Origin of the sequence: Micromonospora noduli (genome assembly GCF_003264365.1) — a bacterium.
Taxonomy (GTDB): Bacteria; Actinomycetota; Actinomycetes; order Mycobacteriales; family Micromonosporaceae; genus Micromonospora; species Micromonospora noduli.
Genome location: NZ_PYAK01000020.1, coordinates 76,094 through 102,800, shown reverse-complemented (window position 1 = coordinate 102,800; position 26,707 = coordinate 76,094). Strand labels below are relative to the sequence as shown.

Sequence of the window (26,707 nt, the reverse complement as noted above, 5' to 3'; positions counted from 1 at the left end):
GGTTCCCGCTGATCGACCTCGCCCGGCTGGCCCGGCCGGTGTGGCCGGTGGCCACCGGCACGCCGCTGGCCGAGGCCCAGCGCCGACGCGCCGAGAGCGGGCAGCCCGACGCCGCGCTGCTGGTCACCGACTCCACCGGTCGACCGGTGGCGCTGGTCGACCCGGCGGCGGCCGACGCGGTGCCGGTCGAGCGCCGACCGTGGCTGGCGGTCGACGCCGTCGCCCGGTCGCTGGGCACCCTTCCCACGTTGTCGGTCGGGTGGGACGGCGAGCGGGTGATGGAGGCCGTACAGACCCACCCGGGCGCACAGTACGTGGTGACGTCAGGCGAAGATGTCGTCGGCATTCTGCACATCGCGGACCTGGCACAGCTCCTCGAACCCAACCGGAAGATGACACCGTGACCGCAACTCCCTCCACCGTCGCCGCCGACCCCGCCAACCCGGCGCTGACACCCGTGCACCGCGGGCCGTTCCGGCCCGGCGACCGGGTCCAGCTGACCGACCCCAAGGGGCGGATGCACACCGTGACGCTGGAGCCCGGCAAGGAGTTCCACACCCACCGCGGCATCCTGGCGCACGACGCGCTGATCGGGCTCCCCGACGGCAGCGTGGTGACCACCGCCGGCGGCGGCACCGCGTTCCTGGCCCTGCGGCCGCTCCTGTCGGACTACGTGCTGTCCATGCCGCGCGGCGCCCAGGTGATCTACCCCAAGGACTCGGCGCAGATCGTGGCGATGGGCGACATCTTCCCCGGCGCGAAGGTCCTCGAGGCCGGCGCCGGCTCCGGCGCGCTGAGCTGCTCCCTGCTGCGAGCCGTCGGCACCGAGGGCGAGCTGCACTCGTTCGAACTGCGCGACGACTTCGCCCGGATCGCCAAGCGCAACGTCGAGGCGTTCTTCAACGGGCCGCACCCCTCGTGGAACCTGCACGTCGGCGACGTCGCGCAGTGCCGGGAGACCGGCTTCGACCGGATCATCCTGGACATGCTGACCCCCTGGGAGACCCTCGACATGGTCGAGCGGGCGCTGGTGCCCGGTGGGGTGTTCATCGGCTACGTCGCCACCACACCGCAGCTCTCCGAGCTGGTGGAGGCGCTGCGCGAGCGCGGCGGCTGGACCGAGCCGCGGGCCTGGGAGTCCCTGGTGCGCGACTGGCACGCCGAGGGCCTCGCCGTCCGTCCGGACCACCGGATGATCGCGCACACCGCCTTCCTGGTGTCCGCGCGCAAGCTGGCCCCGGGGGTCACCGCGCCGCCGCGCCGGCGCAAGCCCAGCAAGGGCACCGAGGCGTACGCGCAGCGCCGCCAGGACCTGCGCGAGGCGGAGGCGGCCCGACAGGCCGCCGCCGCGCAGGCCGCAGGCGCGCAGCCCAACGGTGCGGGGGAGATGGACAGGCCGTGACCATCGAGCTGGGTGTCGGCAGCGCCGAGCAGGGGGAGACGCTGGCATGAGCCGACCGGGCTACGGCGGTGGAGACCTCCCCGCGGTCTTTCCCGACTGGTCGCCCTACCAGGACCTGGAGTCGGCGGCGCGGGCCTACCTGCGTGACCCGGACGTCGCCCTGGAGGCGCTCGGCGGCGTGCTGCGCGGCGCGTCGGTGCTCGGCTTCACCCTGGAACGCTTCGTCAACGAGGTCAACGGGGTGTGGCAGGAGGTCGTGGTCTGCGACGGCAGCCGGCTCATCCTCTGGCACGGCGAGGACGTACCGCCGGAGGAGGGCCCGCCGGGCTCGATGACCTCGTCGCTGCGGGTGGTGCCGGTCTCCACCGTCACCGAGGTGGGCTGCCGGCGGCGGCTCAACCGTGCCGAGAGCGGCGAGATCCGGGTCGACAGCATCGACGTCTACCTGCTGCTCACCTCGTTGGACGAGGCGCCGCCGAGCGAGGAGATGGCCGGCACACCCCGGCACGACGCGTTGCGCTTCGGCAAGACCCTCGACGACGGCGGGGCCGGGCAGATCGCCCGGTTGGAGGAGTTCGCGCGGTTGGTCGCCTCGGTCGTCGGCCGTCCGATGCTCTGAGGCGTACCCCGAACCGGGCCCGGCCGGGCCTTCGCGGCCCGGCCGGTGGGTCAGTCTTCCTCGGCGTCCGGGCCGGCGACCTCGACGCCGTCGCCGCGCACCACGTGGATGCAGTCGCCCGGGCACTCCTTCGCGGAGTCAATCACCTCGAGTCGCAGGTGCGCGGGGACGTCGACCCGGCTGCCCGGTGCCATCCGCAGCTCACCGTCGACGCCCTTGACGTAGGCCAGACCGTCGATGTCGAACTCGAACACCTCCGGCGCGTACTGCACGCAGAGCCCGTCGCCCGTGCAGAGGTCCTGGTCGACCCAGACCTGCAGTTCGTCGGTCGCGACCTCGGCCACCTGTGCACCCCCCATGTTCTCCCGTGCCACGCTCCGACGGTACCCGAACGCCGGTAACGGCCCGTCAGGCCACCCTTGGCGATCAAGGTTCGGTGACGAGGGTGTTGCGTGGGACCGAATCGGCCTCATAGCGGCTAGTGTTAGGGCAGAACGTTCAAGCCCCCCGGGGAGGTGGGACGTGGCAGCACGTAGCGACGACGCGGACTCGCGCGCCGCACGGTGGGAGAAGGAAGCCCACGATCTCTCCACGCAGGTCGCGTTCCTGCAAGAGGAACTCGCCCTGGTGCGGCGCAAGTTGACCGAAAGCCCCCGACACGTCCGGCAGCTCGAAGAGCGGCTGGCGGCCACCCAGGCACAGTTGGCGCGGCTGACAGAAAACAACGACCGGCTGGTGAGCACCCTCAAGGAAGCTCGCACGCAGATCGTGACGCTCAAGGAAGAGATCGACCGGCTCGCGCAACCGCCGAGCGGTTACGGAGTCTTCCTGGCCAAGCACGAGGACGGCACGGTGGACGTCTTCACCGGTGGCCGCAAACTGCGGGTCGCGGTCTCGCCCTCGCTCGACGTGGGTGACCTGCGGCGCGGCCAGGAGGTCCTGCTCAACGACGCGCTCAACATCGTCGACGCGTTCGGTTACGAGCGGGTTGGCGAAGTGGTGATGCTCAAGGAGATCCTGGAGGGACCGAACGGCGGGCCGGGCGACCGGGCGCTGGTGGTCTCCCACTCCGACGAGGAGCGCATCGTGCACCTCGCCGAGACGCTCATCGGCTCGGCGATCCGGGCCGGCGACTCGCTCATGATCGAGCCCCGCTCGGCGTACGCGTACGAGCGGATCCCGAAGAGCGAGGTCGAGGAGCTGGTCCTGGAGGAGGTGCCCGACGTCGACTACGGCGACATCGGTGGCCTCCAGTCGCAGATCGAGCAGATCCGCGACGCGGTGGAGTTGCCGTTCCTGCACGCGGACCTGTTCCGTGAGCACCAGCTCCGCCCACCCAAGGGCATCCTGCTCTACGGCCCACCCGGCTGTGGCAAGACGCTCATCGCCAAGGCGGTGGCCAACTCGCTGGCCAAGAAGATCGCCGAGCGGCAGGGCAAGGAGAAGCACACCAGCTTCTTCCTCAACATCAAGGGCCCGGAGCTGCTCAACAAGTACGTCGGTGAGACCGAGCGGCACATCCGGCTGATCTTCCAGCGCGCCCGGGAGAAGGCCGGCGAGGGCACGCCGGTGATCGTGTTCTTCGACGAGATGGACTCGATCTTCCGGACCCGCGGCTCCGGTGTCTCCTCCGACGTGGAGAACACCATCGTTCCGCAGCTGCTCAGCGAGATCGACGGCGTGGAGGGGCTGGAGAACGTCATCGTCATCGGCGCCTCCAACCGGGAAGACATGATCGACCCGGCGATCCTTCGCCCCGGTCGTCTCGACGTGAAGATCAAGATCGAGCGACCGGACGCTGAGGCGGCCAAGGACATCTTCTCCAAGTACATCCTCTCCGGGCTGCCCCTGCACCCGGACGACCTGGCCGAACACGGCACCGACCCCCAGGCCACCGTCGCGGCGATGATCGACGCCGTGGTGCTGCGGATGTACTCGGAAACCGAGGAGAACCGATTCCTCGAGGTCACCTACGCCAACGGTGACAAGGAAGTCCTCTACTTCAAGGACTTCAACTCCGGCGCGATGATCCAGAACATCGTCGACCGGAGCAAGAAGATGGCCATCAAGGAGTTCCTCACCTCGGGTCGCAAGGGGCTGCGCCTGCAGCACCTGCTCGACGCCTGCGTCGACGAGTTCCGCGAGAACGAAGATCTCCCCAACACCACCAACCCCGACGACTGGGCGCGCATCTCCGGCAAGAAGGGTGAGCGGATCGTCTACATCCGCACGCTCGTCTCCGGCGGCAAGGGCGCCGAGGCCGGCCGGTCCATCGAGACCGCCAGCAACACCGGCCAGTACCTCTGACCCCAACAGCGAGGGTGCCCACCTGACGGTGGGCACCCTCGCTGCGGGTATGTCAGTGCGTCGTCAGGCCGCGAAGATCCACCGCTTCGACACCACGTAGTTCGCCGCCGACAACGATGCCGTCACCAGCAGCTTCGCCAGCAGGTACGGCATGCCCGCCCAGGTCAACGCGGACACCAGCACCACGTTGGCGGTCAGGTTGGCGAGGACCAGCGCGAAGTAGCGCCCCACCTGCGGCACCATCTGGGCGGACGAGCCGAACGACCACGCCCGGTTCAGCCCGAAGTTGACCCAGAACGAGGTCAGGAACGACATGGCGGCCGCAACGGGCAGGACAATCCGGAGAACTCCGTGGTACACGAAGAGTGATCCCGTGTCCACGGCAACGCTCAGACCACCGACAACCAGGAACCGCACAGCACTGTGTCGGGACAGGTGGCGGACGGAATCGGCAACAGGTGACAGCAAAGAGTTCTCCAAGGGGGGACCCGGAGCGGTGAGGACGACGAGGGAGTCTATCGTCTGTCCATCCACCCAGCGGGGCCTGCCCGCGCGAGCCGCGAGGTTGACGTGCCTGATCCCGGAAGAGTGACGCCGCCGGCCGCCGGCGCAAGCCCGGCAGTCACCACGAGCACCGCCCGACGACACTGGGCCCTCGCCTTCGCCGCGTTCTTCCTGATCATCTTCGCCTGGTCGATGGCCGCCCCCTATGACGGCACCCCGGACGAGCGTGAGCACATCGTCCGGGCAGCCGGTGTCGCCGCCGGGCAGATCGCACCCCCGCCGGCCGCCGCGAAGAAGGGCACCGGAGCCTTCCAGACCGTCCCCGGTGGTCTCGTCCGCGAGCAGTGCTGGCAGTTCAAGAAGGAAGTCTCGGCGGCCTGCGCCCAGCCGCCCGGCAGCGACGACACGCCAACCCGGGCCGGCACCGGGGCCGGCCGTTACTTCCCCGCCTACTACGCCCTCGTCGGCGCGCCGACAGTGCTCTGGCCCGGCTGGTCCGGCGTCCTGCTCGCCCGCATGATCAGCGCCCTGTGTTGCGCCGCGCTGCTCGCCTGCGCGTACGTCGTGATCCGCAACCGCTCCCGTCGCGGCCTCATGATGGGCGCCCTGGTCGTCGTCACCACCCCGATGGCCGTGCACATGGCCAGCGCGGTCAACCCGAACGGCCTGGAGATCGCCGCCGGCATCGCCTTCTTCAGCGCGGTCATCCCCCTGCTGCTCGGCCCACCCGGCCCACGGCGCGGCCTCATCGTCCTCGTCGGGATCAGCGCGCTGCTCCTGGCGGTGCTGCGCCAGACCGGCCCGCTCTGGCTGGCGACCGCCTTCATCGCGTTCGCCTTCCCACTGCGCCGCAGCAACCTCCTCGGCCTGCTACGGGACCGGGCCGCGCAGCTCTGGGCGGGCGGCATCGTCCTGGCCACCCTCGTCGTGGTCGCCTGGTCCGTCCGCCAACAGACCTCCGACCTCGGCAACTACTCCGCCGACCGGCTCACCTATGGGCAGGCGGCGCTGCGCGAGGCCGACCGGTGGCGGGGATACCTCGACCAGATCGTCGGGGTCACCTCCTGGCTGGACACCCGGATGCCCGCCCCGCCGTACCTGATCTGGCAGCTCGTCGCCGGCGCGCTGCTGCTCATCGGTGTCGTCTGGGGCAGCACACTCGACCGGTGGCGGCTGCTCGTGCTGCTCGGCGGCGGAGTGGCCGTCCCCTCCCTCATGCAGATCGCCCTGGTCAACGAGAGCGGCTTCGTCACCCAGGGCCGCTACATGCTGCCCATGCTGGTCGGCGTCCTGCTCTACGCCGCGTGGATCGCCGAACAACGCGGCTTCGAGATCGCCCGGGCCCGCTCGTTCACCCGACTCGCCGTGCTGCTCCTCCTGCCGATCCAGCTCTTCTGCCTGGCGTACACGATGGTTCGCTGGCAGAACGGCCTGCCCGCGAACATCGGGTTGAGCAGTCTCAACCCCCTCGCCGGCGACTGGCACCCGGTGGTCGGCTCGGTGATCCCGCTGCTGAGCGCCAGCCTCGGCCTGGTGCTGTTCGGGTGGCTCGTCTGGACCACGCGCTCCACCGCGAGCGACGACCCGACGCCGACCATTGAGCGTTCCGACACCGAATCCACCGAACTGTTCCGCCCCGCCGGCACTCACCTGCAGAGTGCAGGTGCTCAGGGCGGACTACGCTCGACCTGACGGGGGACCGGGTCGGGCGAGCGAAGCGGGTAGGTCGATGAGCGTAAGACGGATCATGGGCACCGAGGTCGAATACGGCATCTCCGTGCCCGGGCAGGCCGGAGCCAACCCGATGGTCACCTCGTCGCAGGTGGTCAACGCCTATGGGGCACGCCCCGAACTCAACCGGGGCGGCCGCGCCCGGTGGGACTACGAGGAAGAGTCGCCGCTGCGCGACGCCCGCGGCTTCACCTACTCCGGCGCCGCGTACGACCCCGCCGAGGCCCTCGCGGACGAAGACCTCGGCCTGGCCAACGTGATACTCACCAACGGCGCACGGCTCTACGTGGACCACGCCCACCCCGAATACTCCACCCCCGAGGTCACCACCCCCAGGGACATCGTGCGCTGGGACAAGGCCGGCGAGCGGGTGATGGCCGAGGCGTCGCGCCGGGCCGCCACCATCCCGGGCACCCAGCCGATCCACCTCTACAAGAACAACACCGACAACAAGGGCGCCAGCTACGGCGCCCACGAGAACTACCTGATGCGCCGGCAGACGCCGTTCGCCGACATCGTGGCGTACCTGACGCCGTTCTTCGTCACCCGGCAGATCGTCTGCGGCGCCGGCCGGGTCGGCATCGGCCAGGACGGCGGCCAGAGCGGCTTCCAGATCTCCCAGCGTGCCGACTTCTTCGAGGTCGAGGTGGGCCTGGAGACCACCCTCAAGCGGCCGATCATCAACACCCGCGACGAGCCGCACGCCGACGCCGACAAGTACCGCCGGCTGCACGTCATCATCGGCGACGCCAACCTCTCCGAGATCTCCACCTACCTCAAGGTCGGCACCACCGCGCTGATCCTCACCATGATCGAGGAGAAGGCCCTTGGCGCCGACCTCGGCATCGCCGACCCGGTCAGCGAGCTGCGCGCCGTCAGCCATGACCCGACTCTGACGCACCGCATGCGACTGCGCGACGGCCGTCGGCTCACCGCCCTCGACCTGCAGTGGGCGTACCTGGAGCGGGTCCGGTCCTTTGTCGACGACCGGTACGGCACCGACGCCGACGAGCAGACCATCGACGTGCTCGACCGCTGGGAGAGCGTCCTGGACCGGCTGGGCCGGGATCCGATGCTCTGCGCCGACGAGTTGGACTGGGTGGCAAAGCTGCGGCTGCTGGAGGGCTACCGGGAGCGGGAGAAGCTCGGCTGGGGTTCGCACAAGCTCCAGCTCGTCGACCTTCAATATTCCGACGTCCGGCCGGAGAAGGGCCTCTACCACCGCCTGGTCAGCCGGGGGGCGATGAAGACGCTGCTCACCGACGACGAGACGCGCAGCGCGATGACCGAGCCGCCGGAGGACACCCGGGCCTACTTCCGCGGTCGCTGCCTCGCCCAGTACGCCTCCGAGGTCGTTGCCGCGAGCTGGGACTCGGTGATCTTCGACGTGGGCCGGGAGTCGTTGGTCCGGGTTCCGATGATGGAGCCGGAGCGGGGCACCCGTGCGCACGTCGGGGCGTTGTTCGACCGCTGTGCCAGCGCCAAGGACCTGTTGGAGACGTTGACCGGGGGCTGAGATCCGGTGCCTCCACCGGCGATCGCTCTGTGGCATGCTAGGCCGTCCCCCGACCGTTGACCGAGGTTGTCGACGTGGCCGGTCTGGGGGTGGCTGGCTTCTTCGGCATCTCCGGCTTCCTCATCACCCGCAGCGCCCGGCGGGCCAGCCTGCCCCGCTACCTGTGGCACCGGGCCCTGCGGATCTGGCCGGGCCTCTGGGTGTGTCTGCTGTTCATCGGCTTCGTGGTGGCCCCGATCGTCTGGTACGCCGATCGGGGCAATCTGGACGGCCTGTGGCGGCACCCGGCCGGCGTGGTCGCCTTCCTGCAGGCGAACTGGTGGGGTGGCTACCGTCAGCAGGGGATCGTCGACGTCTTCCGGGACACGCCGTACGGCGACCTGGTGCGTAAGAGCGTCCTCGACGGCTCACTCTGGACGCTCAGTTACGAGATCTTCTGCTACCTGATCGTGGCTTCGCTGGCCGTGGTGGCGGTGCTGCGCCGTGCCCGCTGGCTGGTGCTCGCGGCCGCCGTTCTCGTCTTCGGTCTGCTGCTCTGGAACCAGTACGAGGCGCTGCGCTTCGGCGGGTCGACGTACTTCACCAGCGGCTCCGCCGCTACGCTGCCGCTGCTCGGCACGCTCAGCAAGATCTGGTTCCTGCGGTTCGGCTTCATGTTCCTGGTGGGCGCCGTGGCGGACCTGTACAGCGACAAGCTGCCCATCAGCGACGTCCTTGGCGTGCTCGCCATCGTGGTGACCGGCTGGCAGACCCTGGAGGGCCACCTGTTCGGCCCGGCGTTGCTCACCTACGAGTACGCCATCCTCTACCTCGCGGTCCGGTTGCCACGGCTGCTGCACCGCGTGGGCCAGAAGAACGACTACTCGTACGGCATCTACATCTACTCCTTCGTCGTGCAGCAGATGCTGGCCTGGCTGGGGGCGGCTGCCTGGGGGTTCGTCGGCTACTTCGCGGTGGTCATGGTCTTCACAGTCGTCCTGGCGTTCGTGTCCTGGCATCTGGTGGAGAAGCAGGCGCTGCGGTTCAAGGACTGGACGCCCCGCCTGCGGCGCGGGGAGCCACCGGCGGAGGCCTCGGGGGAGCGGCAGCCGGAGCGGGTGCCGGTGCCAGCCACGGCCGACGCGTCGGCTCCTCGGAGCTGACCGCTTCGGCGCAATCGAACGCCCCCGACCCGAACACGGCGGACGTGAGGGCTTTCTGTCGTCTGCGCGGGGTAGATTTCATCCCAGACGATCGTGGAGGAGACAGCCATGGCCACTCATGACAGCGGCGGCCAGTCGCAGTCCGGCAAGTCCCGTCAGGGCGAGGAAATCGAGGACGTCACCACCGAGGCCAACCCCGAGGTGGCCGAGCGGCACGCCGAGATCACCGAGGACGTCGACGACCTCCTCGACGAGATCGACTCCGTCCTGGAAGAGAACGCAGAGGAGTTCGTGAGGGGCTACGTCCAGAAAGGGGGTCAATAGAGGCATATGTTCGATTCGCCGGACCACCCGGACAAGACGTGTCCGCAGTGCAAGAGAACGCTGGCCGGTACGGAGTTCCACCGTGACCGCCGACGGGTAGACGGTCTCGTCTTCTACTGCAAAGCCTGTGCCGCCGTCCGGTCTGAGGCGAGCCGGCGTAAGCGCGGCATCGCCCCACAGCGAAAGTCGTCCACGCCCGTCGGTGAAGGTCTCAAGTGGTGTCCGGACTGCGAGCAGATCAAGTCTCTGGACGACTTTCCCACCACCACTACCAAGGCCAGTGGCCGGCACAGCTACTGCAAACCCTGCCACAATGCCCGCGGCAAGGAGACAGCGCAGCGACTCTACGGCGGGACTCGCGAGTACCACCTGCGGCGGCGATACGGCGTGGGTGAGAAAGAGTTTCAGGAGCTCCTGGCCGAGCAGGGCGGGGTCTGCGCGATCTGTGGCGGTGCCGACCCTCAACATCTGGACCACGATCATCGCACCGGATGGGTGCGCGGGATACTCTGCTTCAACTGCAACGGTGGTCTTGGCCAGTTCCGTGACAGTCCCATGAGGCTGGCCAGGGCGATCACGTACCTGAGAGGAACCACGTGGCAGCGGGCTTTGATCCATCCGGGCGTCTTCCAGATGTGTTCACCAACGCGGGGACGTCCTCCTTCACGACGTTTCTGAGTCGGGTGGCCCCCGAGATGTTGCCCGGTCGGCGACCGCTGCCGCCGGGCATGGCCGCCGACCTGGCGCCGCACGCGACCACCATCGTGGCCATCGCGGCCGCCGAGGGTGTGGTGATGGCGGGCGACCGACGGGCCACCATGGGCAATCTGATCGCTCAGCGCGACATCGAGAAGGTGCACCCCGCCGACGCGTACTCGTTGGTCGGCATCGCGGGCACCGCCGGTATCGGCATCGAGCTGATGCGACTGTTCCAGGTGGAGCTGGAGCACTACGAGAAGATCGAGGGCGCGATGCTCTCGTTGGACGGTAAGGCCAACCGGTTGGCCTCGATGATCCGGGGCAATCTGGGTGCGGCCATGCAGGGGTTGGCAGTGGTGCCGCTCTTCGCCGGGTTCGACCTGGCCGCCGCCGACCCGGCGCGCGCCGGTCGGATCTTCAGCTTCGACGTGACCGGTGGCCCGTACGAGGAGACCGGCTACGACGCGATCGGGTCCGGGTCGCTGTTCGCGAAGTCCGCGTTGAAGAAGCGGTTCCGGGCCGGGTTGTCCGTCGAGGACGCGACGCGGCTGGCGGTCGAGGCGCTCTACGACGCCGCCGACGACGACACCGCGACCGGTGGGCCGGATCTGACCCGCCGCATCTACCCCGTGGTGATGACCGCGACCGCCGAGGGCACCCGCCGGTTGACCGACACCGAGACGGCGGCGATCGCCGAGGGTGTTGTTGCCGGCCGGATGGAGAACCCGGGCGGTTGAGACCCGCACCTCACCAGTCAGCAGTCGTCAGCACAGCGCCGTAAGGAGAACCGCCGACGTGGCCATGCAGTTCTACGCCTCTCCCGAACAGATCATGCGCGACCGCTCCGAGTTGGCCCGCAAGGGCATCGCTCGGGGTCGCAGCGCTGTGGTCCTCAGCTACTCCGGCGGGGTCCTCTTCGTCGCGGAGAACCTCTCCAGCGCCCTGCACAAGGTCAGCGAGATTTACGACCGGATCGGGTTCGCCGCGGTCGGCCGGTACAACGAGTTCGAGAACCTGCGGCGCGCCGGTGTCCGGATGGCCGACCTGAACGGGCTCAGCTACGACCGGCGTGACGTCACTGGTCGGGCCCTGGCCAACGCGTTCGCGCAGACCCTGGGTGCGATCTTCACCGAGCAGTCGAAGCCGTTCGAGGTGGAGATCTGCGTGGCGGAGGTCGGTGCCACCCCGGAGGCGGACGAGCTGTACCGGCTGACCTATGACGGTTCGGTCAACGACGAGCCGGGGCGGATGGCCATGGGTGGTCAGGCCGAGGCGATCACCGGCGTGTTGAAGTCGCAGCATCGGGCGGACATGTCCCTGGGCGAGGCGGTCAGGGTGGCGGTGCAGGCGTTGAGCACCGTCGGTGGTGAGGGCGGTGCCGCCCGCACGATCGCCGCGAACCAGCTCGAGGTGGCGGTCCTGGACCGTCAGCGGATCGGACGGACGTTCCGGCGGATCACCGGGGCCGCGCTGACCGCTCTGTTGGACGGGGATGCGGCGGCCGAGGGGCAGGCGGCGGATGCGGCGGGCGGCCCCGCCGAGCCGGTCGTGCCGACCACGGAGGGGCACAAGCCGACGAGCTCGGCCGGTTCCGCGGACCTGGAGGACCGGCCCGCGGAGGGCGGCGAGCGCTAGGGTTTCGCCCGCTGGTGCCGGGCCCGTGTTCGGGGCCGGCACCAGCGGTCATCCTCGGCGCAGCAGGGGCCGGGCCAGGGCCCAGTAACCGCCGGCGACGGCGTTGAACGCGCCCAGGCCGGGCGTGGTCGGCACACCGGACGGGGTGACCCGACCGGTCATCAGCTCCGCGATGACCCCGTCCGGCACCCGGCGTTCGGCCTGTAGCTGCCGTCGACGGCCGCGAACCCAGTCGCGGTTGCGCCACAACCAGCCCCAGCCCCGCAGCTTCTGCCGGGACCAGCCGCCGACGACCGCGGCGGTGAGCATGGCGGCCTCGGTGAGTAGCAGTGCCGGGGCGAGCACCACGAGTGTCCGCGCCTCGTAGGCGGTGAGCAGGGTGACCAGTCGGTTGCGCTCGACCAGGTAGAGCTTCAGGGCGTTGCGGGAGAACTCGTAGTGGTGACGCACGACGGCGTCCGGCACGTACTCCAGGCGTAGTCCGCGCTGCCACAGTCGCAGGCTGAGTTCGGTGTCCTCGTGGTACGCGAAGTATTCGGCGGCGAAGCCGTCGAGCTCGCGCCAGAGCTGCCGGCTGATCACGAAGCAGCAGCCGCTGAGGGAGGGTACGGCCCGCCGCTCGGCGTGGTTGCTGGCCGGTTCGCCGTTGCCGCCGGCCCAGGAGAGGCCGGTGAAGTGCAGCGGGTTACCGCTGGTGTTGATCAGCTCGGGGGTGTCGGCCAACCGGATGGACGCCATGGCCGCGCCGACGCCCGCTTCGGCGGCTACGGCGGTGGTCTTGGCCAGGGCGTCGGGTGCGACGACGGCATCGGAGTTGACGAACGCGAGCCAGTCACCGGTGGCCTCGGCCGCGCCGACCCGGCAGCCGCCGGAGTAGCCGGTGTTCTCCTCCGGTCGGATCACCCGCACCCCGGGGAGGCCCTTGACGATGTCGATGCCGTCCCCGGTGCAGCCGTTGTCGACGACGATGAGGTCGATCTCGACGTCGGTGCTGGCCAGCACCGCATGGGCGGCGTCGACGAGGTAGGGCTCCGGGCCGTAGGCGAGCATGACGGCGCTCACCCGGGGTCGGGTCATCGGATGCCTCCGGATGCGGCAGGGGCGACGGCCTCGGCGAGCGGCCGGGTGGGGGTGGTGGGTCGGCGGACGCCACCGCGCAGCAGCATCGCCATGGTGGCGGCCACGATGACGGAGCCGATGGTGTACGCCAGTTCGACTCGCAGGGTGACCGGAGCCGGGATCAGCGTCACGGCGATCAGGGCGGCGACGCCGGCGGTCCAGGCGAGGGCCTGGGCGCGGTGCCGGTCGAGGGCGAGTAGGGCCTGACCGAGCACCATCGCCCACAGGTAGGCGAGCGTGGCGGCCGCCAACCAGGCAAAGTCGCCGTGGCCGAGAACGCCGGGTGCGTCGAAGAGGGTGCCGACCAGCCATGGGCCGAGCAGCACGGCGCCGAGGGCGCCGGTGAGGCCGAGTGCGGTGACGATGCCGAGCGCCCGGCGCAGCAGGCTGTGGAAGCCGGCCTGGTCGCCGGTGGTGGCGGTGGTGGCCAGGCCGGGCAGCAGTGACGCCTGTAGGGAGCCGAAGACGAACAGGGGGATGCGGACCAGCACGAGGGCGGAGAGCAGTGCGCCAGCGGCCGCCGCGTCGGAGGGGGCGAGTAGCTGCACGTTGATCACGCCGATGTTCACCACGACCTGGGAGAGCAGGCTGGAGGCGGTGAGCAGGCCGAGGCCGCGTAGCAGGGTGGCCCAGGCCACCGGCGGGCCTCCGCCGATGGCGCGCAGCACCGGCGGCAGGGTGAGCAGGACGCTGACCAGTGGGGCGGCGACGAGCACGAGCCCGTACCAGACGGGTGACGTCACTCCGGCCAGCCCGAGCAGGGCGACCATGATGATCCGCAGGCCGCCGTCGATCCCGAGTTGAGCGCCGTACCAGGGGAACAGTTGCAGGCCGGAGAGGACGCCTCGGGTGGCGTAGGCGACGGCCATCGCGGCGAGCGCGCCGATCAGCACTGTGACCAGGTTGCCGTCACCGGCGAAGAGCTTGTCGGCGAGCGGTTGACGGCCGATGGTGACGGCCAACACCAGCACCGCGAGCATCACGGCGGCGACGGTGACGCCGCGGGCCAGTACCGGCCCGGGGGGCAGGCCCTGGCTGTGTCGGGCGGCGACGACCCGGGCGACCTCCTGCTCGATCGGCATGAACACGCCGATGCCGAGGGTGAACACGATCGACCAGAGCACCGACAGGGACGAGTAGTCGGCCTGGCTGAGGCTGTGGCCGGCGACTGCGAGGTGAACGTAGGAGGCGAGCCCGAGAAGGGCCAGCCCGGCACCGACAGCGACGGTGCCGGGCGGGACCAGGCTCAGTAGCCGTCGGATCACCGGCGGATGAGCGCCAGCGTGAGAACGGCGAACGCGCGGCCGAGGTAGACCATCGCCTTGGCGGGGGAGTGGCTGGGTGTGCCAGCCATCCGCTTGCGCATGGCGACCGGCACCTGGCGGATGCGGTAGCCGCGGCGGGCGGTGTGCACCAGGGTCTCCACCGTGTCGCCGAGGTACTCGGCCGGGTACCAGCCGGCGAACATCTCGATGACCCGCCGGTTGGCGGCCCGGAAGCCGGAGGTGGTGTCGGTGAGCTTGGTGCGGGCGACCCGGGACAGCACGGCGGAGAGCATCACCATCGCCCAGCGGCGGGGGCCGCGGACGTTGTAGTCGCCCTCACCGGCGAAGCGGGCGCCGATGACGAGGTCGTTGTCGTCGAGCAGGTCGACGAGCTTCGGCACGTACCGGGGGTCGTGCTGGCCGTCGGCGTCGATCTGGATGGCGACGTCGTAGTCGTGGTCCCGGGCGTAGCGGTAGCCGAGGCGCATGGCCCCACCAACGCCGAGGTTGTACGGCAGTTTGGCGACCAGGGCTCCGGCGGCGGCGGCGACGGCGGCGGTGCGATCGGTGGAGCCGTCGTCGACGACGAGCACGTCGACGCCGGGCAGTTCGCCACGGACCTCGCCGACGACGTCGGCGATCGAGCCCGACTCGTTGAGAGCCGGGATGATGATCAGTGTGCGCTTGCCGTTAACCATCGGTCGACACCAGTTCGTCTCGGGCTGCCCGGTCCGCGTCGATTTCAGCGCGCAGCAGGGCGAAGTCTTCGGCCAGGGTGCGGGTCTCTTCTTCCAGGGCACTGACCTCCCAGCTCAGGTGTACGCACACCAGCAGCAGGAAGACGATGCCGAGGAAGAGCACCAGGCTGACACCGGAGGCGACGCCGAGGAGTTCGGCGACGTTGTCGAGCAGCCGGGGGAAAAGGGACAGCGGAATCACGATGATCAGTACGGCGAGCCAGAGCATGCCGTACTTCTCGCGCAGCTGACGGCGGCGCAACAGCTCGACGATGGTGCCGAGGAGCAGCAGGCCGGTCAGGCCGGTGACGAGGGTGAGCTTCATGCGACCTTCCACGGGGCGGGTGGAGCGGGGGAGTGGAACGCGTCAACCAGGGCGCGGTGCCAGTCTGGAAGCGCGGGCAGACCCACGGCTGCCCAGCGGCTGTGCCCTAGCACACTGTACGCAGGCCGGGGGGCGGGACGCGGATACCGGTCGCTGGTGGTGGGTCGGATCCGGTCCGGGTCCAGTCCGGCCAGCGTGAACGCGGCGCGGGCAAGCCCGTACCAGGTCGTCTGCCCGGCGCAGGTGCCGTGGTAGACGCCGGGCGTCGCGTGACCGGCCAGCGCGGCGTCGGCGAGCGCGACGAGCCGCTCGGCGAGCGCGTACGACCAGGTGGGTTGGCCGTGTTGGTCGTCGACAACGTCGAGGTGTTCGCGCTGGGTGGCGAGTCGGAGCATGGTGGCCACGAAGTTCGGGCCGTGCGCGCCGTAGAGCCAGGCGGTGCGCACGACGTACCCGGTGTCGGGCAGCAGCCGCGCGACGGCCTGTTCGCCGACCAGCTTGCCGCGCCCGTAGGCGTTGACCGGCGCGGTGGGCGCGTCCTCCGGGTACGGGGTGTCCGCGTTGCCGGCGAGGACGTAGTCGGTGGAGACCTGGATCAGCCGGGTTCCGTCGGTGGCGCACGCCGCGGCCAGGTTGGCCACGGCGTGGCCGTTGACGGCGGTCGCCGCGGCCTCGTCGGCCTCGGCGGCGTCGACGTTGGTCCACGCGGCCGCGTTGATCACCAGGTCGTGCCCGGCGACGGCGGCGTGGACCGCCGCGCGGTCGGTGACGTCCAGGTCGGTGCGGGTGGCGGCGGTCACCTTGAGGTCGGGCCGTGCACCCAGCACGGTGATCAGGTCCCGGCCGAGCATCCCGCCCGCGCCGGTGACGAGGATTCGGGTCATGCGGTCGGCGCGGACTTGAGGGGTTCCCACCAGCTGCGGTTGTCCCGGTACCAGCGGACGGTGTCGGCGAGGCCCTGGTCCAGGGTGATGCTGGGGTGGTAGCCGAGCTCTTCTCTGATCTTGGTGATGTCGAGGGAGTACCGGCGGTCGTGGCCCTTGCGGTCGGTGACCGGGACGACCCGGTCCCACCCGGCGCCGCAGGCGTCCAGGAGCAGGCCGGTGAGTTCCTTGTTGGTCAGCTCGGTGCCGCCGCCGATGTTGTAGACCTCACCGGCGCGGCCCTTCTGCTGGACGAGCGCGATGCCCCGGCAGTGGTCGTGCACGTGCAGCCAGTCACGGATGTTGCCGCCGTCGCCGTAGAGGGGGACGGTGCCGCCGTCGAGCAGGTTGCTGACGAACAGCGGGATGACCTTCTCGGGGAACTGGTACGGGCCGTAGTTGTTGGAGCAGCGCGTGACGACCACGTCCATGCCGTGGGTGCGGTGGTACGACAGCGCGAGCAGGTCGGAGCCGGCCTTGGATGCCGAGTACGGCGAGTTGGGGGCGAGGGGCCAGGTCTCGGTCCAGGAGCCCTCGTCGATCGAGCCGTAGACCTCGTCGGTGGAGACGTGCACGAACCGGCCGGTGCCGTGGCGCAGCGCCGCGTCGAGCAGCGTCTGGGTGCCCAGCACGTTGGTGGTGACGAACGGCGCGGCGCCCGCGATCGAGCGGTCGACGTGTGACTCGGCGGCGAAGTGCACGATCACGTCGTGCTCGGCCACCACCTCGTCGACCACGACCGGGTCGCAGATGTCGCCCTGCACGAACCGCAGTCGCGGGTCGTCGCGGACGGGCTCGAGGTTGGCCAGGTTGCCCGAGTAGGTCAGCTTGTCCAGTACGGTCACGACGGCCGGCTCGAGTGGCGGCACGCCGTCCGCACTGCCGAGGGGCTTGCCCAGCAGCAGACGAACGTACTCCGACCCGATGAATCCGGCTCCGCCGGTGACGAGGATCCTCACGGGTCCGGAAGTATACGCGACGGACGGCGCGGCTCCTGGTATGCGACCCCCGCACAACGTGTCCGGGTGCGGTTAGGCTTCCCCGATGCGCGGAATCCTACTTGCCGGCGGCACCGGGTCCCGGCTCTGGCCGATCACCCGGGCGGTCTCGAAGCAGCTGATGCCGGTCTTCGACAAGCCGATGATCTATTACCCGCTCTCCACCCTGGTGATGTCCGGGGTCCGGGAGATCCTGGTGATCACGACTCCGGAGGACCAGGACCAGTTCCGTCGGCTGCTCGGCGACGGCAGCCAGTTCGGGCTGCGGCTGGAGTACGTCAGCCAGGAGCGCCCGGAGGGCATCGCGCAGGCGTTCATCCTCGGCGCGGACTTCATCGGCACCGAGTCGGTGGCGTTGGTCCTCGGCGACAACATCTTCCACGGCGTGGGTCTGGGTCGGCAGCTCGCCGACCACGGTGACCCGGTCGGCGGGCGGGTCTTCGCCTATCAGGTGGCCAACCCGCAGGAGTACGGCGTGGTCGACTTCGACGCCGACGGTCGGGTGCTCTCGATCGAGGAGAAGCCGGCCCGCCCGAAGTCCCGCTACGCGGTGCCCGGCCTCTACTTCTACGACAACCGGGTGGTGGACATCGCCCGCAAGCTCACCCCGAGCGCCCGCGGCGAGCTGGAGATCACGGCGGTCAACGAGGTGTACCGGGAGACCGGGGAGCTGGCGGTGACGGTGCTGGATCGGGGCACCGCCTGGCTGGACACCGGCACGTTCACCTCGATGATGCAGGCCGCCGAGTTCGTCCGGGTGGTCGAGGAGCGGCAGGGCCTCAAGATCGGTTGCGTCGAGGAGGTTGCCTGGCGGGCCGGCCTGATCGACGACGCGCAGCTGCGTGCGCTCGCCGAGCCGCTGACCAAGAGCGGTTATGGCAACTACCTGCTCGGTCTGCTCAGCGACAAGGCCGGCGACGACGGGGGTTCCTGGTGAAGATCCGGGAGCTGAGCATCGAGGGTGCCTGGGAGATCACCCCCCAGCAGCACGGTGACCCGCGCGGCATGTTCATGGAGTGGTACCGCTTCGACAAGCTCGCCGAGGTGGTGGGGCATCCGCTGCGGCTGGCCCAGGCCAACCTGTCGGTCTCCGCGCGTGGCGTGGTGCGCGGCGTCCACTTCGCCGACGTCCCGCCCGGGCAGGCCAAGTACGTCACCTGTGTGCGGGGCGCGGTCCTCGACGTGATCGTGGACCTGCGGGTGGGCTCGCCGACCTTCGGTCGTTGGGAGGGCGTCCGACTGGACGACACCGACCGTCGGGCGGTCTACCTCAGCGAGGGGCTGGGGCACGGGTTCTGCGCGTTGACCGACGACGCGACGTTGAGCTATCTCTGCTCGGCCACCTACAACCCGACCGGCGAGCACGCTGTGCACCCGCTGGACGAGGAGTTGGGCATCGAGTGGCCCGCCGACGTTCCAAAGCTGTCCGCGCGCGACGACGCGGCGCCGACTCTGGCGCAGGCGCGCGAGCGGGGCCTGCTTCCGGAGTACGACAGCTGCCGGCGGTTCGTGGCGAGCCTCGGTCCGGACGGAATGTCGCACTCAACCGGTATGTGACAGCGCTCGGGGCACGACCTGTGGTCTGACAGTGACGAACCGGGCCTCCGGGCGGCTAATGTCACACCATGGAGCGGCGAATCTTCGGCCTCGAGACCGAGTACGGCGTCACCTGCACCTATCGCGGGCAGCGGCGGCTGTCCCCGGACGAGGTCGCGCGGTATCTGTTCCGTCGCGTGGTGTCCTGGGGTCGGTCGAGCAATGTCTTCCTGCGCAATGGGGCCCGGCTCTACCTGGACGTCGGGTCGCATCCGGAGTACGCGACACCGGAGTGCGACTCGGTGACCGATCTCGTCGCCCACGACCGGGCCGGCGAGCGGATCCTGGAGGGCCTGCTCGTCGACGCGGAGAAGCGGCTGCACGACGAGGGCATCGCGGGTGAGATCTACCTGTTCAAGAACAACACCGATTCGGCCGGCAACTCGTACGGCTGCCACGAGAACTACCTGGTCTCCCGGCACGGCGAGTTCGGCCGGCTCGCCGACGTGCTCATCCCGTTCCTGGTCACCCGGCAGTTGATCTGCGGGGCCGGCAAGGTCCTGCAAACCCCACGCGGCGCGGTCTACTGCCTTTCGCAGCGGGCCGAGCACATCTGGGAGGGCGTCTCCTCGGCGACCACCCGCAGCCGCCCGATCATCAACACCCGGGACGAGCCGCACGCTGACGCCGAGCGCTACCGGCGGCTGCACGTGATCGTCGGTGACTCCAACATGAACGAGGTCACCACGCTGCTCAAGGTCGGCACCGCCGACATCGTGCTGCGGATGATCGAGGCCGGGGTGGTGATGCGCGACCTGTCCCTGGAGAACCCGATCCGGGCCATCCGGGAGGTGTCGCACGACATCACCGGCCGGCGCAAGGTGCGGTTGGCCAACGGCAAGGAGGTCAGCGCCCTGGACATCCAGCAGGAATACCTCGCCAAGGCCACCGAGTTCGTCGAGCGACGCGGTGGCGACCAGGCCGCCAAGCGGGTCGTCGAGCTGTGGGGCCGGGTGCTCAACGCGGTGGAGACTGGCGACCTGGAGCCGGTCTCCCGGGAGATCGACTGGGTCAGCAAGCTGCGGCTGATCGAGCGCTACCAGCGCAAGCACGACCTGCCGCTGTCGCACCCCCGGGTGGCGCAGATGGATCTGGCCTACCACGACGTGCGCCGCGGCCGGGGCCTCTACGGGCTCCTGGAGCGCCGCGGCGAGGTCGACCGGGTGGCCACCGACCCGGAGATCTTCGAGGCCAAGGAGACCCCGCCGCAGACCACCCGGGCCCGGCTGCGGGGCGAGTTCATCCGGCACGCCCAGGAGAAGCGCCGGGACTTCACCGTCGACTGGGTGCACCTGAAGCTCAACGACCAGGCGCAGCGCACCGTGCTCTGCAAGGACCCGTTCCGGGCGTACGACGAGCGGGTGGAGCGGCTGATCGCCAGCATGTGACCGGTCGCCGGCCCCGTCGGTGCGTTGCGCCGACGGGGCCGGTCAGCCCGGCGCGCTGAGCGGTTAAGCTGAGCGCGCCATGACGACTTCTGGACCTTCCGACCGCCCCGAGCGCGGCACCGAGCGGCAGAACTGGATCGAACGCCGGCGGGAGAAGATCCGCGCCGAGATCGACCGTAACCGGCGCGGTGAATACACGGTGCCGACCTGGGTGCTGGCCCTGGCGCTGGTGCTCATCGTGGGCGGCTGGCTAGCCCTGATCTTCCTGGCCTAACCCCCCCCACCCTGCCCCCTGCCCCCTGCCCCCGCCCCAGCTCGCGTTGATCATGAAGTTATTGCCATGACACGCCGGGGCGACGGGCAATAACTCCATGATCAACCGGGTGCGGGGCCGGAGCCCGGGGGGTCAGGGGAGGAGGGTTACGGCGTGGCGGCCGGCGGCGGCTGCCGCCAGGAAGTACGCGCGGTCGGCGTCGAGGCCACGGCCCATGGTGGACAGGGGCACGGCGCTGGCCCGCAGCGCGGCGTCCAGACCGTCGGTGAGCACCCGGACGATCCGGTGCCGTTCCGCGAGGGGCGCCAGCGCCGCGTGCACCTCGGCCGCAAGGGAAGGCGCCAGGTCCTCGGGCACCACCAGCTCCGCCGGGGCGAGCGCCACCCGACCGTACGCGGTGAGGCTGTGGTGGGACACGCCCCGGTGTCGGGGGCGGGGGTCGGCGTCGGAGATGCGCAACGAGCCGACCGGCTTTCCGCCCAGCGTGGCGATCGCGTTGACCGCCTCGCCCACGGCGACGCCGGAGAAGCCCCACCGGGTGCCGGTGCCCAGGTTGCCCGGTCCTTGCGCCACGATCGCCACGTCCGCGTTCAGCACGTACCGGGCGGCGAGCAGACCGCCGTGCAGGGTGGTGGCCTCCAGGTCGCCACCGAACGCCTGCCCGACGGTGATCGTGCCGGCCAGCTCGGCCCGCAGCCCGGCGAGGGTGCGGGAGAACCAGGCGGGCAGCGCCCCGCCATCGGTGAGCAGGTACGCCACCCGCGCCTGCGGGGCGTCGGCCCGGATGCCGGCCAGGATCGCCGGGAGCGCCGAGTGCAGGTCGGCGGTGACCACCGGCAGGCCGCCGAGGTCGTCCGCGTCGGCCAGCACGTCGCGGTGCGGAGAGGCATCCTCGTCGACGCCGAGGAGGATCGGCTGCAACGGCGTGTAGCGGGCCTTGACCAGGTGCCCGGCGTCGCGGGTGTCGGCGACGTCCGGCGGGTCCGGCGGCAGCCGGTCCGGCAGGGCGACCACCAGGGCGTACCCGCCGGTGCCCAGGCCCATCAGCAGCGCGCCGGCGTTGAGCAGCACCCGGTCGCCGGGCTCGGGCGTGCCGACCAGCTCCGGGTAGGCCAGCGCCCGCATCCGCGTGCCGTCGGGCAGGTCGACGTCCAGCTCCACCGCCCCGGTCCACTGCCGTCGCAGCGTCGCCACCGTCCCCGTACGCCATCGCACCATGACGGGCACGCTAGCCGCGCGGGCGTGGCGGTCCGCGCCCGGGTGTGGGTCAGGTCGGCTCGGGGCCGCCGGCGGCCGGGCTCGGCCCGGCCTGGGTGTGCCGGGCGGTGCCGGTGGCGCCCGGCATCGAACGGGTCGGGTCGAGGAAGACGAACCTGATCTCCGGGTACCGGTTCGTGAGCCGCCGCTCGGCCTCGTCGGCGGTGGCCTCGATCTGCGCGCCGGTGGCCTCGTCGCGGAAGTCGACCTTCGCGGCGACCAGGATGTCCTGCGGGCCGAGCTGCATTGTCAACAGGGTGTCGATGCGCTCCACCTCGGGCAGCCCGGCCAGATCCTGCTCGATCTCGTGGCGCAGCCGCTCCGGGACGGCCCGGCCGACCAGCAGCGACAGGTTGTTGGCGGCGAGGACCCCGGCGACCGCCAGCAGCAGGAGCCCGATCAGGATCGACGCGACGCCGTCCCACACCTCGTCGCCGGTGGCGTGCGACAGGCCGACGCCGAGCCCGGCCAGCACCAGACCGATCAGCGCCGCGCTGTCCTCCAGGAAGACGGCCTTGACGGTGGTGTCGGCGGTCAGCCGCAGGAACCGCCGCGGCGTGGTCCGCCAGCGCTGCGACTCGCGGCGGACCTGCCGCACCGCCCGGGCCAGTGAGATCGACTCGATGACGAACGACACCCCGAGCACGATGTACGAGATGAGGTAGTCGCCGCTGTGTTCGTGCACCAGGATCGTGGTGACGCCGTGGGTGACGGCGAAACCGGCGCCGGCGACGAACGTGAACATGGCCGCGAAGAACGCCCAGACGTAGCTTTCCTTGCCGTACCCGAAGGGGCGTCGCTGGTCGGCCGGGCGGGCGCCGCGGCGCAGCGCCTGGAAGAGCAGCACCTCGGTGGTGGTGTCGGCGACCGAGTGCGCCGCCTCGGAGAGCATCGCGGCTGATCCGGAGATCAGCCCGGCGATCAGCTTGGCGACCGCGATGGCGAGGTTGGCGGCGCCGGCGACGACGACGGTGCCGACGCTCTCGCTCTCGGGCCTGGCGTCCGCTTGCGACATGAGGATCACCCTATGACCGCGGACGGCGACGCGCCGGGGGAGGCCCGATCCGAACAAGTGTGCGGCACGCCCGCCGTGGGTGCACGGTGTGGGCGGGTCGGCTGCTAGCGTCTACCGCGTGTCGCGGACCCGCACCGAACGCCTGGTCAACCTGGTGATCTGCCTGCTGTCCACGCGACGGTTCCTGACCGCCGCGCAGATCGCCGCGACCGTGCCCGGTTACGAGCACGATCCGGACGACGCGCGCGACCACGAGGCGTTCCAGCGCAAGTTCGAACGGGACAAGGCCGAGCTGCGTGAGCTGGGTGTGCCACTGGAGACCGGCACGGCGAGCGCCTTCGACGCCGAGCCCGGCTACCGGATCGCCCACCGCGAATACGCGCTGCCCGACATCCTCCTCGAACCGGACGAGGCCGCAGCGGTCGGCATCGCCGCCCGGCTGTGGCAGCACGCCGGGTTGGCCGCCGCCGCGTCGTCGGGGCTGGCCAAGCTGCGTGCCGCCGGGGTGGACGTGGACCCGCAGGCGACCCTCGGCCTGGAGCCGATGGTCACTGTCGACCCGGCGTTCGCGCCGCTGACCGCCGCTGCCCGGGACCGCCGCGAGGTGGGGTTCGACTACCGGGTGCCCGACCGCGACGCGCCCAGCCGGCGACGGCTGCAACCGTGGGGCGTGGTCTGCTGGCGCGGCCGGTGGTATGTGGTCGGCCACGACCAGGACCGGGAGGCGACCCGCTGCTTCCGGCTGTCCCGGGTCGTCGGCGCGGTCCGGGTGACCGGCGCCCCCGGCGCGTACGAGCCGCCGGCCAACGTCGACCTGATCAGCCACGTGGCCCGCTGGTCGGGTCCGGTGGAGCGCACCGGTCGGGCCACCGTGCTGGCCGCGCCGGGGCGGGCCGCCGGGCTGCGCCGTTGGGCGGTGGAGGTGACCGCCGGGCCGGACGGCGACCGGCTGGTCCTGCCGTACGCCGACCCGGACGGGCTGGCCGGTCATCTCGTCGGCTACGGCCCGGACGTGCGGGTCCTCGACCCACCGGAGGTCCGCGAGGCGGTCATCCAACGACTCAAGGAGATCGCCGTGCGCCACGACGAGCTGGCCGTCAGCGGGGGTGCCCGGTGACCCGTCCGGCCGCCCGCAACGGTTCCCGCGCGTCCGCCGACCGGCTGGCCCGACTGCTCAACCTGGTGCCCTACCTGCTGGCCCGGCCCGGCATCGAGATCGCCGAGGCGGCCGGTGACCTGGGTGTCACCGAGCGCCAGCTCCGGGAGGACCTGGAGCTGCTCTGGGTGTGCGGGCTCCCCGGGTACGGCCCCGGTGATCTGATCGACATGGCGTTCGACGGTGACCGGGTGACCATCACCTACGACGCCGGCATCGACCGGCCGTTGCGACTGACCCCCGATGAGGCCCTGGCCCTCGTGGTGGCGCTGCGGATGTTGGCCGAGACGCCCGGGGTGGCCAACCGGGAGGCCGTCGAACGGGCCCTCGCCAAGATCGAGGCCGCGGGCGACCTGGTGGGCGCGCCGGTGGCGGTCCGGTTGCCCGGGGACACCCCGCGGGTCGAGGCGCTGCGCGCCGCCGTGGAGGGCGGCAAGGCCCTGCGGATCACCTACTACACGGCCGCCCGCGACGAGACCACCGAGCGCGTCATCGACCCGCTGCGGATGCTGATGGTCGGTGGCCGGGCGTACGTGGAGGCGTGGTGTCGGCGCGCGGAGGCCGTCCGGCTGTTCCGTGCCGACCGGATCGACGCGGTCACCGAGTTGGACGAGCCGGCCACGGTGCCGCCGCAGGCCGTTCCGCACGACCTCACCGAGGGCGTGTTCCGCCCTTCGGCCGACCTTCCGTTGATCACCCTGCGCATCGGCCGGGGTGAGCGGTGGATCACCGAGTACTACCCGTGCGAGCGGGTGGAGGCCGGCGACGGCGACCAGTGGCTCGTCTCCCTGCGGGTCACCGACCTGGGGTGGGCCCGCCGGTTCGTGCTGGGCCTCGGCCCGGAGGTGACGGTGGTCGCCCCGGTCGAGTTGGCTGAGCAGGTGCGGGCGACGGCGGCCGCAGCGCTGGACGCGTACGCGGTGCCCACGCCCACGGCCGTGCCCCGGCCGCCCGAGGTCGACCCACAGCGCGCGCCGTCGGGTGACCCGGCGGTGGCCGGCCGCACCCAGTAGGCTGACCGCCGTGCTGATCTGGATCGTGCTCGCGGTGGTGCTGCTACCCCTCGTGGCGCTCACGTTGGCCGTGCGCCCGGTGCTGGCCCGGCTGCCCCGACTGCGCCGCGCCGCCGTGGCGTTGCAGCGGCGGGCCGCCGAGGCCGAGGCGCTGCGGGATACCGCCGAGGCGCTGCAACAGCGTGCCGAGGAAGTCCAACGTCGGCTCGACACCACCTCCCGGCGACTCGCGGTGATCAAGGCCAAGCGCGGCTGATCGGGTACGCACCCGGCGGTGGTTGACGGATCATCGCGGGTTGGTCAAGACTTCACCCTCCCGCCCAGACCACCACCACCCAGCGGGTGGCGGGCAGCCGATCCGCACGTACGATGGGCTGCGTACCACCTCCCGGACACAGAGCGACTGGAGCTTCTCATGGGTGCCCTCAAGCCGTGGCACATCGCTGTTCTCGTGGTTGTGCTGATCCTGCTCTTCGGTGCGAAGCGGCTCCCCGACGCGGCCCGCTCGCTGGGTCGGTCGCTGCGGATCATCAAGGCCGAGACCAAGAGCCTGCAGGACGACGACCGCGACCTCGCCGAGAAGGCCGACGCGCAGGCCGGCTACCAGCCGCTGCCGCCGCACGCCGGGCAGCAGGCGCCGTTCGCTGGTCAGCCGCAGCAGGCCCCGTACCAGCAGGCGCCGCCGCAGCAGCCGGTCGTCGACCCGGTGCACCGCGTCCGCGACAACTGACCGAAGGGCCCCACTCCCGTGGCCTTCGCACTGCGTAAACGTGGCCCAAAGGCGTTCGAGCGGGCCGCCGACGGCTCGATGACGCTCATCGAGCACGTCCGTGAGCTGCGCAACCGTCTGTTCCGTGCGTCCGTGGCGATCCTTATCGGCTTCGGCTTCGGTTTCTGGTTGGCCAAGCCGGTGCTGCACCTGCTCCAGCAGCCCTACTGTGACCTGCCGCAGGCCAGATATGTCGACGGCAAGTGTGAGTTCGTGCAGCTCGGCCCGGCCGACCTGTTCCTGCTCAACCTGAAGGTCGCGCTCTGGGTCGGGTTGATCGTGGCCGCGCCGATCTGGCTCTACCAGCTCTGGGCGTTCATCGCGCCCGGCCTGCACCGGCACGAGCGGCGCTACGCGTACTTCTTCACCGCCCTCGCCGCGCCGCTGTTCGCGGCCGGCGCGGTGCTGGCGTACTTCGTCACGGCCAAGGGCCTGGAGTTCCTGCTCAGCATCTCGGACAGCGAGATCAGCACGACTCTGGAGATCACCAAGTACATCTCCTTCGTCACCAACCTGATCCTGTTGTTCGGTGTGGCCTTCGAGTTCCCGCTCGTCGTGCTGATGCTCAACTTCGTGGGCATCGCCAGCGCGAAGCGGTTGCTCAGCTGGTGGCGCGTGGCGATCTTCGTGTTCTTCGCGTTCTCCGCAGTGGTCACCCCGACCCCGGACCCGTTCGGGATGACGGCCCTGGCGATCTGCCTCTCCGCGCTCTACTTCGGTGCGGTGGGCATCGCCTTCCTCAACGACAAGCGGCGTGGGCGGGGCAAGGAGATCTACGCCGGCATCGACGACGACGAGGTGTCGCCGCTGGAGTTCGACGCGGACCCGGTCGTGGCCGGGCAGCGGGTCGACTCGACCGCGCCGATCGGCGTACCCGAACCGGTCGCCCCACCGGCGCCGATCGAACGCCGCTACGACGACATGACCTGACGGCCCCGCGCCGACCGGTCCACCGACGCCGTCCCCGTTCACCGGGGGCGGCGTCGTCGCGTC

Annotated in this window: 29 protein-coding genes and 1 pseudogene; 20 read left to right on the top strand and 10 right to left on the bottom strand. The window is 70.6% G+C overall.

Going from position 1 to position 26,707, the window contains the following annotated elements; genetic code table 11:
* From GUI43_RS17380 to GUI43_RS17370, 3 genes and pseudogenes are all read left to right on the top strand, one after another.
* Positions 1–404 (top strand): annotated as a pseudogene (locus GUI43_RS17380) (peptidase M50); the annotation flags it as partial.
* Positions 401–1,402 carry a tRNA (adenine-N1)-methyltransferase gene (locus tag GUI43_RS17375; RefSeq protein ID WP_428842219.1) on the top strand — a complete coding sequence of 334 codons (1,002 nt, stop codon included), beginning with the start codon at positions 401–403 and terminating at the stop codon, positions 1,400–1,402. The pseudogene GUI43_RS17380 and the gene GUI43_RS17375, both read left to right, overlap by 4 nt.
* A 46-nt stretch (positions 1,403–1,448) precedes the next feature.
* A complete protein-coding gene (locus GUI43_RS17370; protein WP_091408625.1) occupies positions 1,449–2,021 on the top strand; it encodes a hypothetical protein in 573 nt (190 codons plus the stop codon).
* A 50-nt stretch (positions 2,022–2,071) separates the two neighbouring features.
* Here the strand turns inward: GUI43_RS17370 and GUI43_RS17365 are convergent, their stop codons facing one another.
* Complete coding sequence (locus GUI43_RS17365; protein ID WP_091408893.1) at positions 2,072–2,365, bottom strand: ferredoxin; 294 nt, start codon at positions 2,363–2,365, stop codon at positions 2,072–2,074.
* A 178-nt stretch (positions 2,366–2,543) separates the two neighbouring features.
* Between GUI43_RS17365 and arc the strand changes: the two genes are divergently transcribed.
* A complete protein-coding gene (gene arc / locus GUI43_RS17360) occupies positions 2,544–4,328 on the top strand; it encodes a proteasome ATPase (protein ID WP_030332887.1) in 1,785 nt (594 codons plus the stop codon).
* Between the two features lie 63 nt (positions 4,329–4,391).
* On the opposite strand, the gene GUI43_RS33905 is transcribed toward arc, so the two are convergent.
* Complete coding sequence (locus GUI43_RS33905) at positions 4,392–4,745, bottom strand: GtrA family protein (RefSeq protein ID WP_170158748.1); 354 nt, start codon at positions 4,743–4,745, stop codon at positions 4,392–4,394.
* 153 nt (positions 4,746–4,898) lie between these two features.
* Between GUI43_RS33905 and GUI43_RS17350 the strand changes: the two genes are divergently transcribed.
* From GUI43_RS17350 to prcA, 7 genes are all read left to right on the top strand, one after another.
* Positions 4,899–6,524 (top strand): DUF2142 domain-containing protein, encoded by a 1,626-nt coding sequence (locus tag GUI43_RS17350; RefSeq protein WP_146758858.1) that lies wholly within the window; start codon positions 4,899–4,901, stop codon positions 6,522–6,524.
* Positions 6,525–6,561: 37 nt separating this feature from the next.
* Entirely contained in the window at positions 6,562–8,079 is a 1,518-nt protein-coding gene (gene dop / locus GUI43_RS17345; RefSeq protein ID WP_112587330.1) for a depupylase/deamidase Dop, read from the top strand.
* 74 nt (positions 8,080–8,153) lie between these two features.
* Positions 8,154–9,221, top strand: a complete 1,068-nt coding sequence (locus GUI43_RS17340) for an acyltransferase family protein (RefSeq protein WP_170158747.1) — start codon at positions 8,154–8,156, stop codon at positions 9,219–9,221.
* A gap of 108 nt (positions 9,222–9,329) precedes the next feature.
* Positions 9,330–9,545 carry a ubiquitin-like protein Pup gene (locus GUI43_RS17335; RefSeq protein ID WP_030332902.1) on the top strand — a complete coding sequence of 72 codons (216 nt, stop codon included), beginning with the start codon at positions 9,330–9,332 and terminating at the stop codon, positions 9,543–9,545.
* Between the two features lie 6 nt (positions 9,546–9,551).
* Positions 9,552–10,223: an endonuclease VII domain-containing protein gene (locus GUI43_RS17330; protein ID WP_112699265.1), complete on the top strand. Its 672-nt coding sequence runs from the start codon at positions 9,552–9,554 to the stop codon at positions 10,221–10,223.
* Complete coding sequence (gene prcB / locus GUI43_RS17325) at positions 10,142–10,981, top strand: proteasome subunit beta (protein ID WP_181518379.1); 840 nt, start codon at positions 10,142–10,144, stop codon at positions 10,979–10,981. The genes GUI43_RS17330 and prcB overlap by 82 nt, the downstream gene beginning before the upstream one ends.
* 58 nt (positions 10,982–11,039) lie before the next feature.
* On the top strand, positions 11,040–11,879 hold the full coding sequence (gene prcA, locus GUI43_RS17320; protein ID WP_112587322.1) for a proteasome subunit alpha: 840 nt from the start codon (positions 11,040–11,042) through the stop codon (positions 11,877–11,879).
* Between the two features lie 48 nt (positions 11,880–11,927).
* Here the strand turns inward: prcA and GUI43_RS17315 are convergent, their stop codons facing one another.
* The 6 genes from GUI43_RS17315 to rfbB are packed head-to-tail and all read right to left on the bottom strand — an operon-like array spanning position 11,928 to position 17,207.
* The gene (locus GUI43_RS17315) at positions 11,928–12,956 is read right to left on the bottom strand and encodes a glycosyltransferase family 2 protein (protein WP_112587320.1); all 1,029 of its coding nucleotides are present in this window, start codon (positions 12,954–12,956) and stop codon (positions 11,928–11,930) included.
* Positions 12,953–14,263: a lipopolysaccharide biosynthesis protein gene (locus tag GUI43_RS17310; RefSeq protein ID WP_112587318.1), complete on the bottom strand. Its 1,311-nt coding sequence runs from the start codon at positions 14,261–14,263 to the stop codon at positions 12,953–12,955. The genes GUI43_RS17315 and GUI43_RS17310 overlap by 4 nt, the downstream gene beginning before the upstream one ends.
* Positions 14,260–14,961 carry a glycosyltransferase family 2 protein gene (locus tag GUI43_RS17305; protein WP_112587315.1) on the bottom strand — a complete coding sequence of 234 codons (702 nt, stop codon included), beginning with the start codon at positions 14,959–14,961 and terminating at the stop codon, positions 14,260–14,262. The genes GUI43_RS17310 and GUI43_RS17305 overlap by 4 nt, the downstream gene beginning before the upstream one ends.
* Positions 14,954–15,325: a DUF2304 domain-containing protein gene (locus GUI43_RS17300; protein ID WP_112587313.1), complete on the bottom strand. Its 372-nt coding sequence runs from the start codon at positions 15,323–15,325 to the stop codon at positions 14,954–14,956. The genes GUI43_RS17305 and GUI43_RS17300 overlap by 8 nt, the downstream gene beginning before the upstream one ends.
* Positions 15,322–16,209 carry a dTDP-4-dehydrorhamnose reductase gene (gene rfbD / locus GUI43_RS17295; protein WP_112699264.1) on the bottom strand — a complete coding sequence of 296 codons (888 nt, stop codon included), beginning with the start codon at positions 16,207–16,209 and terminating at the stop codon, positions 15,322–15,324. Before rfbD ends, GUI43_RS17300 begins: the two co-directional genes overlap by 4 nt.
* Positions 16,206–17,207 carry a dTDP-glucose 4,6-dehydratase gene (gene rfbB, locus GUI43_RS17290; RefSeq protein ID WP_112699263.1) on the bottom strand — a complete coding sequence of 334 codons (1,002 nt, stop codon included), beginning with the start codon at positions 17,205–17,207 and terminating at the stop codon, positions 16,206–16,208. Before rfbB ends, rfbD begins: the two co-directional genes overlap by 4 nt.
* Before the next feature lie 85 nt (positions 17,208–17,292).
* Between rfbB and rfbA the strand changes: the two genes are divergently transcribed.
* From rfbA to GUI43_RS17270, 4 genes are all read left to right on the top strand, one after another.
* A complete protein-coding gene (gene rfbA / locus GUI43_RS17285; RefSeq protein ID WP_112699262.1) occupies positions 17,293–18,183 on the top strand; it encodes a glucose-1-phosphate thymidylyltransferase RfbA in 891 nt (296 codons plus the stop codon).
* Entirely contained in the window at positions 18,180–18,803 is a 624-nt protein-coding gene (gene rfbC / locus GUI43_RS17280; RefSeq protein ID WP_112699261.1) for a dTDP-4-dehydrorhamnose 3,5-epimerase, read from the top strand. Before rfbA ends, rfbC begins: the two co-directional genes overlap by 4 nt.
* Positions 18,804–18,871: 68 nt before the next feature.
* The gene (gene pafA / locus GUI43_RS17275) at positions 18,872–20,230 is read left to right on the top strand and encodes a Pup--protein ligase (protein ID WP_088989658.1); all 1,359 of its coding nucleotides are present in this window, start codon (positions 18,872–18,874) and stop codon (positions 20,228–20,230) included.
* A 79-nt stretch (positions 20,231–20,309) separates the two neighbouring features.
* A complete protein-coding gene (locus tag GUI43_RS17270; protein WP_091408694.1) occupies positions 20,310–20,504 on the top strand; it encodes a hypothetical protein in 195 nt (64 codons plus the stop codon).
* 132 nt (positions 20,505–20,636) lie between these two features.
* On the opposite strand, the gene GUI43_RS17265 is transcribed toward GUI43_RS17270, so the two are convergent.
* Both GUI43_RS17265 and GUI43_RS17260 read right to left on the bottom strand, forming a co-directional pair.
* Entirely contained in the window at positions 20,637–21,722 is a 1,086-nt protein-coding gene (locus GUI43_RS17265; protein WP_112699260.1) for a DUF3866 family protein, read from the bottom strand.
* Positions 21,723–21,771: 49 nt separating this feature from the next.
* Positions 21,772–22,776 carry a cation diffusion facilitator family transporter gene (locus GUI43_RS17260; protein ID WP_112699259.1) on the bottom strand — a complete coding sequence of 335 codons (1,005 nt, stop codon included), beginning with the start codon at positions 22,774–22,776 and terminating at the stop codon, positions 21,772–21,774.
* Between the two features lie 118 nt (positions 22,777–22,894).
* Between GUI43_RS17260 and GUI43_RS17255 the strand changes: the two genes are divergently transcribed.
* From GUI43_RS17255 to tatC, 5 genes are all read left to right on the top strand, one after another.
* Positions 22,895–23,893 (top strand): helix-turn-helix transcriptional regulator, encoded by a 999-nt coding sequence (locus GUI43_RS17255; protein WP_091408906.1) that lies wholly within the window; start codon positions 22,895–22,897, stop codon positions 23,891–23,893.
* On the top strand, positions 23,890–24,945 hold the full coding sequence (locus GUI43_RS17250) for a helix-turn-helix transcriptional regulator (protein WP_244220616.1): 1,056 nt from the start codon (positions 23,890–23,892) through the stop codon (positions 24,943–24,945). Before GUI43_RS17255 ends, GUI43_RS17250 begins: the two co-directional genes overlap by 4 nt.
* A 10-nt stretch (positions 24,946–24,955) precedes the next feature.
* Positions 24,956–25,201 carry a hypothetical protein gene (locus GUI43_RS17245; RefSeq protein WP_112699274.1) on the top strand — a complete coding sequence of 82 codons (246 nt, stop codon included), beginning with the start codon at positions 24,956–24,958 and terminating at the stop codon, positions 25,199–25,201.
* A gap of 159 nt (positions 25,202–25,360) precedes the next feature.
* Complete coding sequence (gene tatA / locus GUI43_RS17240; RefSeq protein WP_112587298.1) at positions 25,361–25,675, top strand: Sec-independent protein translocase subunit TatA; 315 nt, start codon at positions 25,361–25,363, stop codon at positions 25,673–25,675.
* 18 nt (positions 25,676–25,693) lie between these two features.
* A complete protein-coding gene (tatC, locus tag GUI43_RS17235; protein ID WP_112638572.1) occupies positions 25,694–26,644 on the top strand; it encodes a twin-arginine translocase subunit TatC in 951 nt (316 codons plus the stop codon).
* The last annotated feature ends 63 nt before the right edge of the window (positions 26,645–26,707 follow it).

Bases quoted from the DNA above. Each gene is read 5' to 3' on its own strand.
- GUI43_RS17370 (WP_091408625.1), top strand. From the start codon at position 1,449: ATGAGCCGACCGGGCTACGGCGGTGGAGACCTCCCCGCGGTCTTTCCC.
- dop (WP_112587330.1), top strand. From the start codon at position 6,562: ATGAGCGTAAGACGGATCATGGGCACCGAGGTCGAATACGGCATCTCC.
- GUI43_RS17335 (WP_030332902.1), top strand. From the start codon at position 9,330: ATGGCCACTCATGACAGCGGCGGCCAGTCGCAGTCCGGCAAGTCCCGT.
- GUI43_RS17330 (WP_112699265.1), top strand. From the start codon at position 9,552: ATGTTCGATTCGCCGGACCACCCGGACAAGACGTGTCCGCAGTGCAAG.
- GUI43_RS17315 (WP_112587320.1), bottom strand. From the start codon at position 12,956: ATGACCCGACCCCGGGTGAGCGCCGTCATGCTCGCCTACGGCCCGGAG.
- GUI43_RS17305 (WP_112587315.1), bottom strand. From the start codon at position 14,961: ATGGTTAACGGCAAGCGCACACTGATCATCATCCCGGCTCTCAACGAG.
- GUI43_RS17300 (WP_112587313.1), bottom strand. From the start codon at position 15,325: ATGAAGCTCACCCTCGTCACCGGCCTGACCGGCCTGCTGCTCCTCGGC.
- rfbD (WP_112699264.1), bottom strand. From the start codon at position 16,209: ATGACCCGAATCCTCGTCACCGGCGCGGGCGGGATGCTCGGCCGGGAC.
- rfbA (WP_112699262.1), top strand. From the start codon at position 17,293: ATGCGCGGAATCCTACTTGCCGGCGGCACCGGGTCCCGGCTCTGGCCG.
- pafA (WP_088989658.1), top strand. From the start codon at position 18,872: ATGGAGCGGCGAATCTTCGGCCTCGAGACCGAGTACGGCGTCACCTGC.
- GUI43_RS17270 (WP_091408694.1), top strand. From the start codon at position 20,310: ATGACGACTTCTGGACCTTCCGACCGCCCCGAGCGCGGCACCGAGCGG.
- GUI43_RS17265 (WP_112699260.1), bottom strand. From the start codon at position 21,722: ATGGTGCGATGGCGTACGGGGACGGTGGCGACGCTGCGACGGCAGTGG.
- GUI43_RS17260 (WP_112699259.1), bottom strand. From the start codon at position 22,776: ATGTCGCAAGCGGACGCCAGGCCCGAGAGCGAGAGCGTCGGCACCGTC.
- tatA (WP_112587298.1), top strand. From the start codon at position 25,361: ATGGGTGCCCTCAAGCCGTGGCACATCGCTGTTCTCGTGGTTGTGCTG.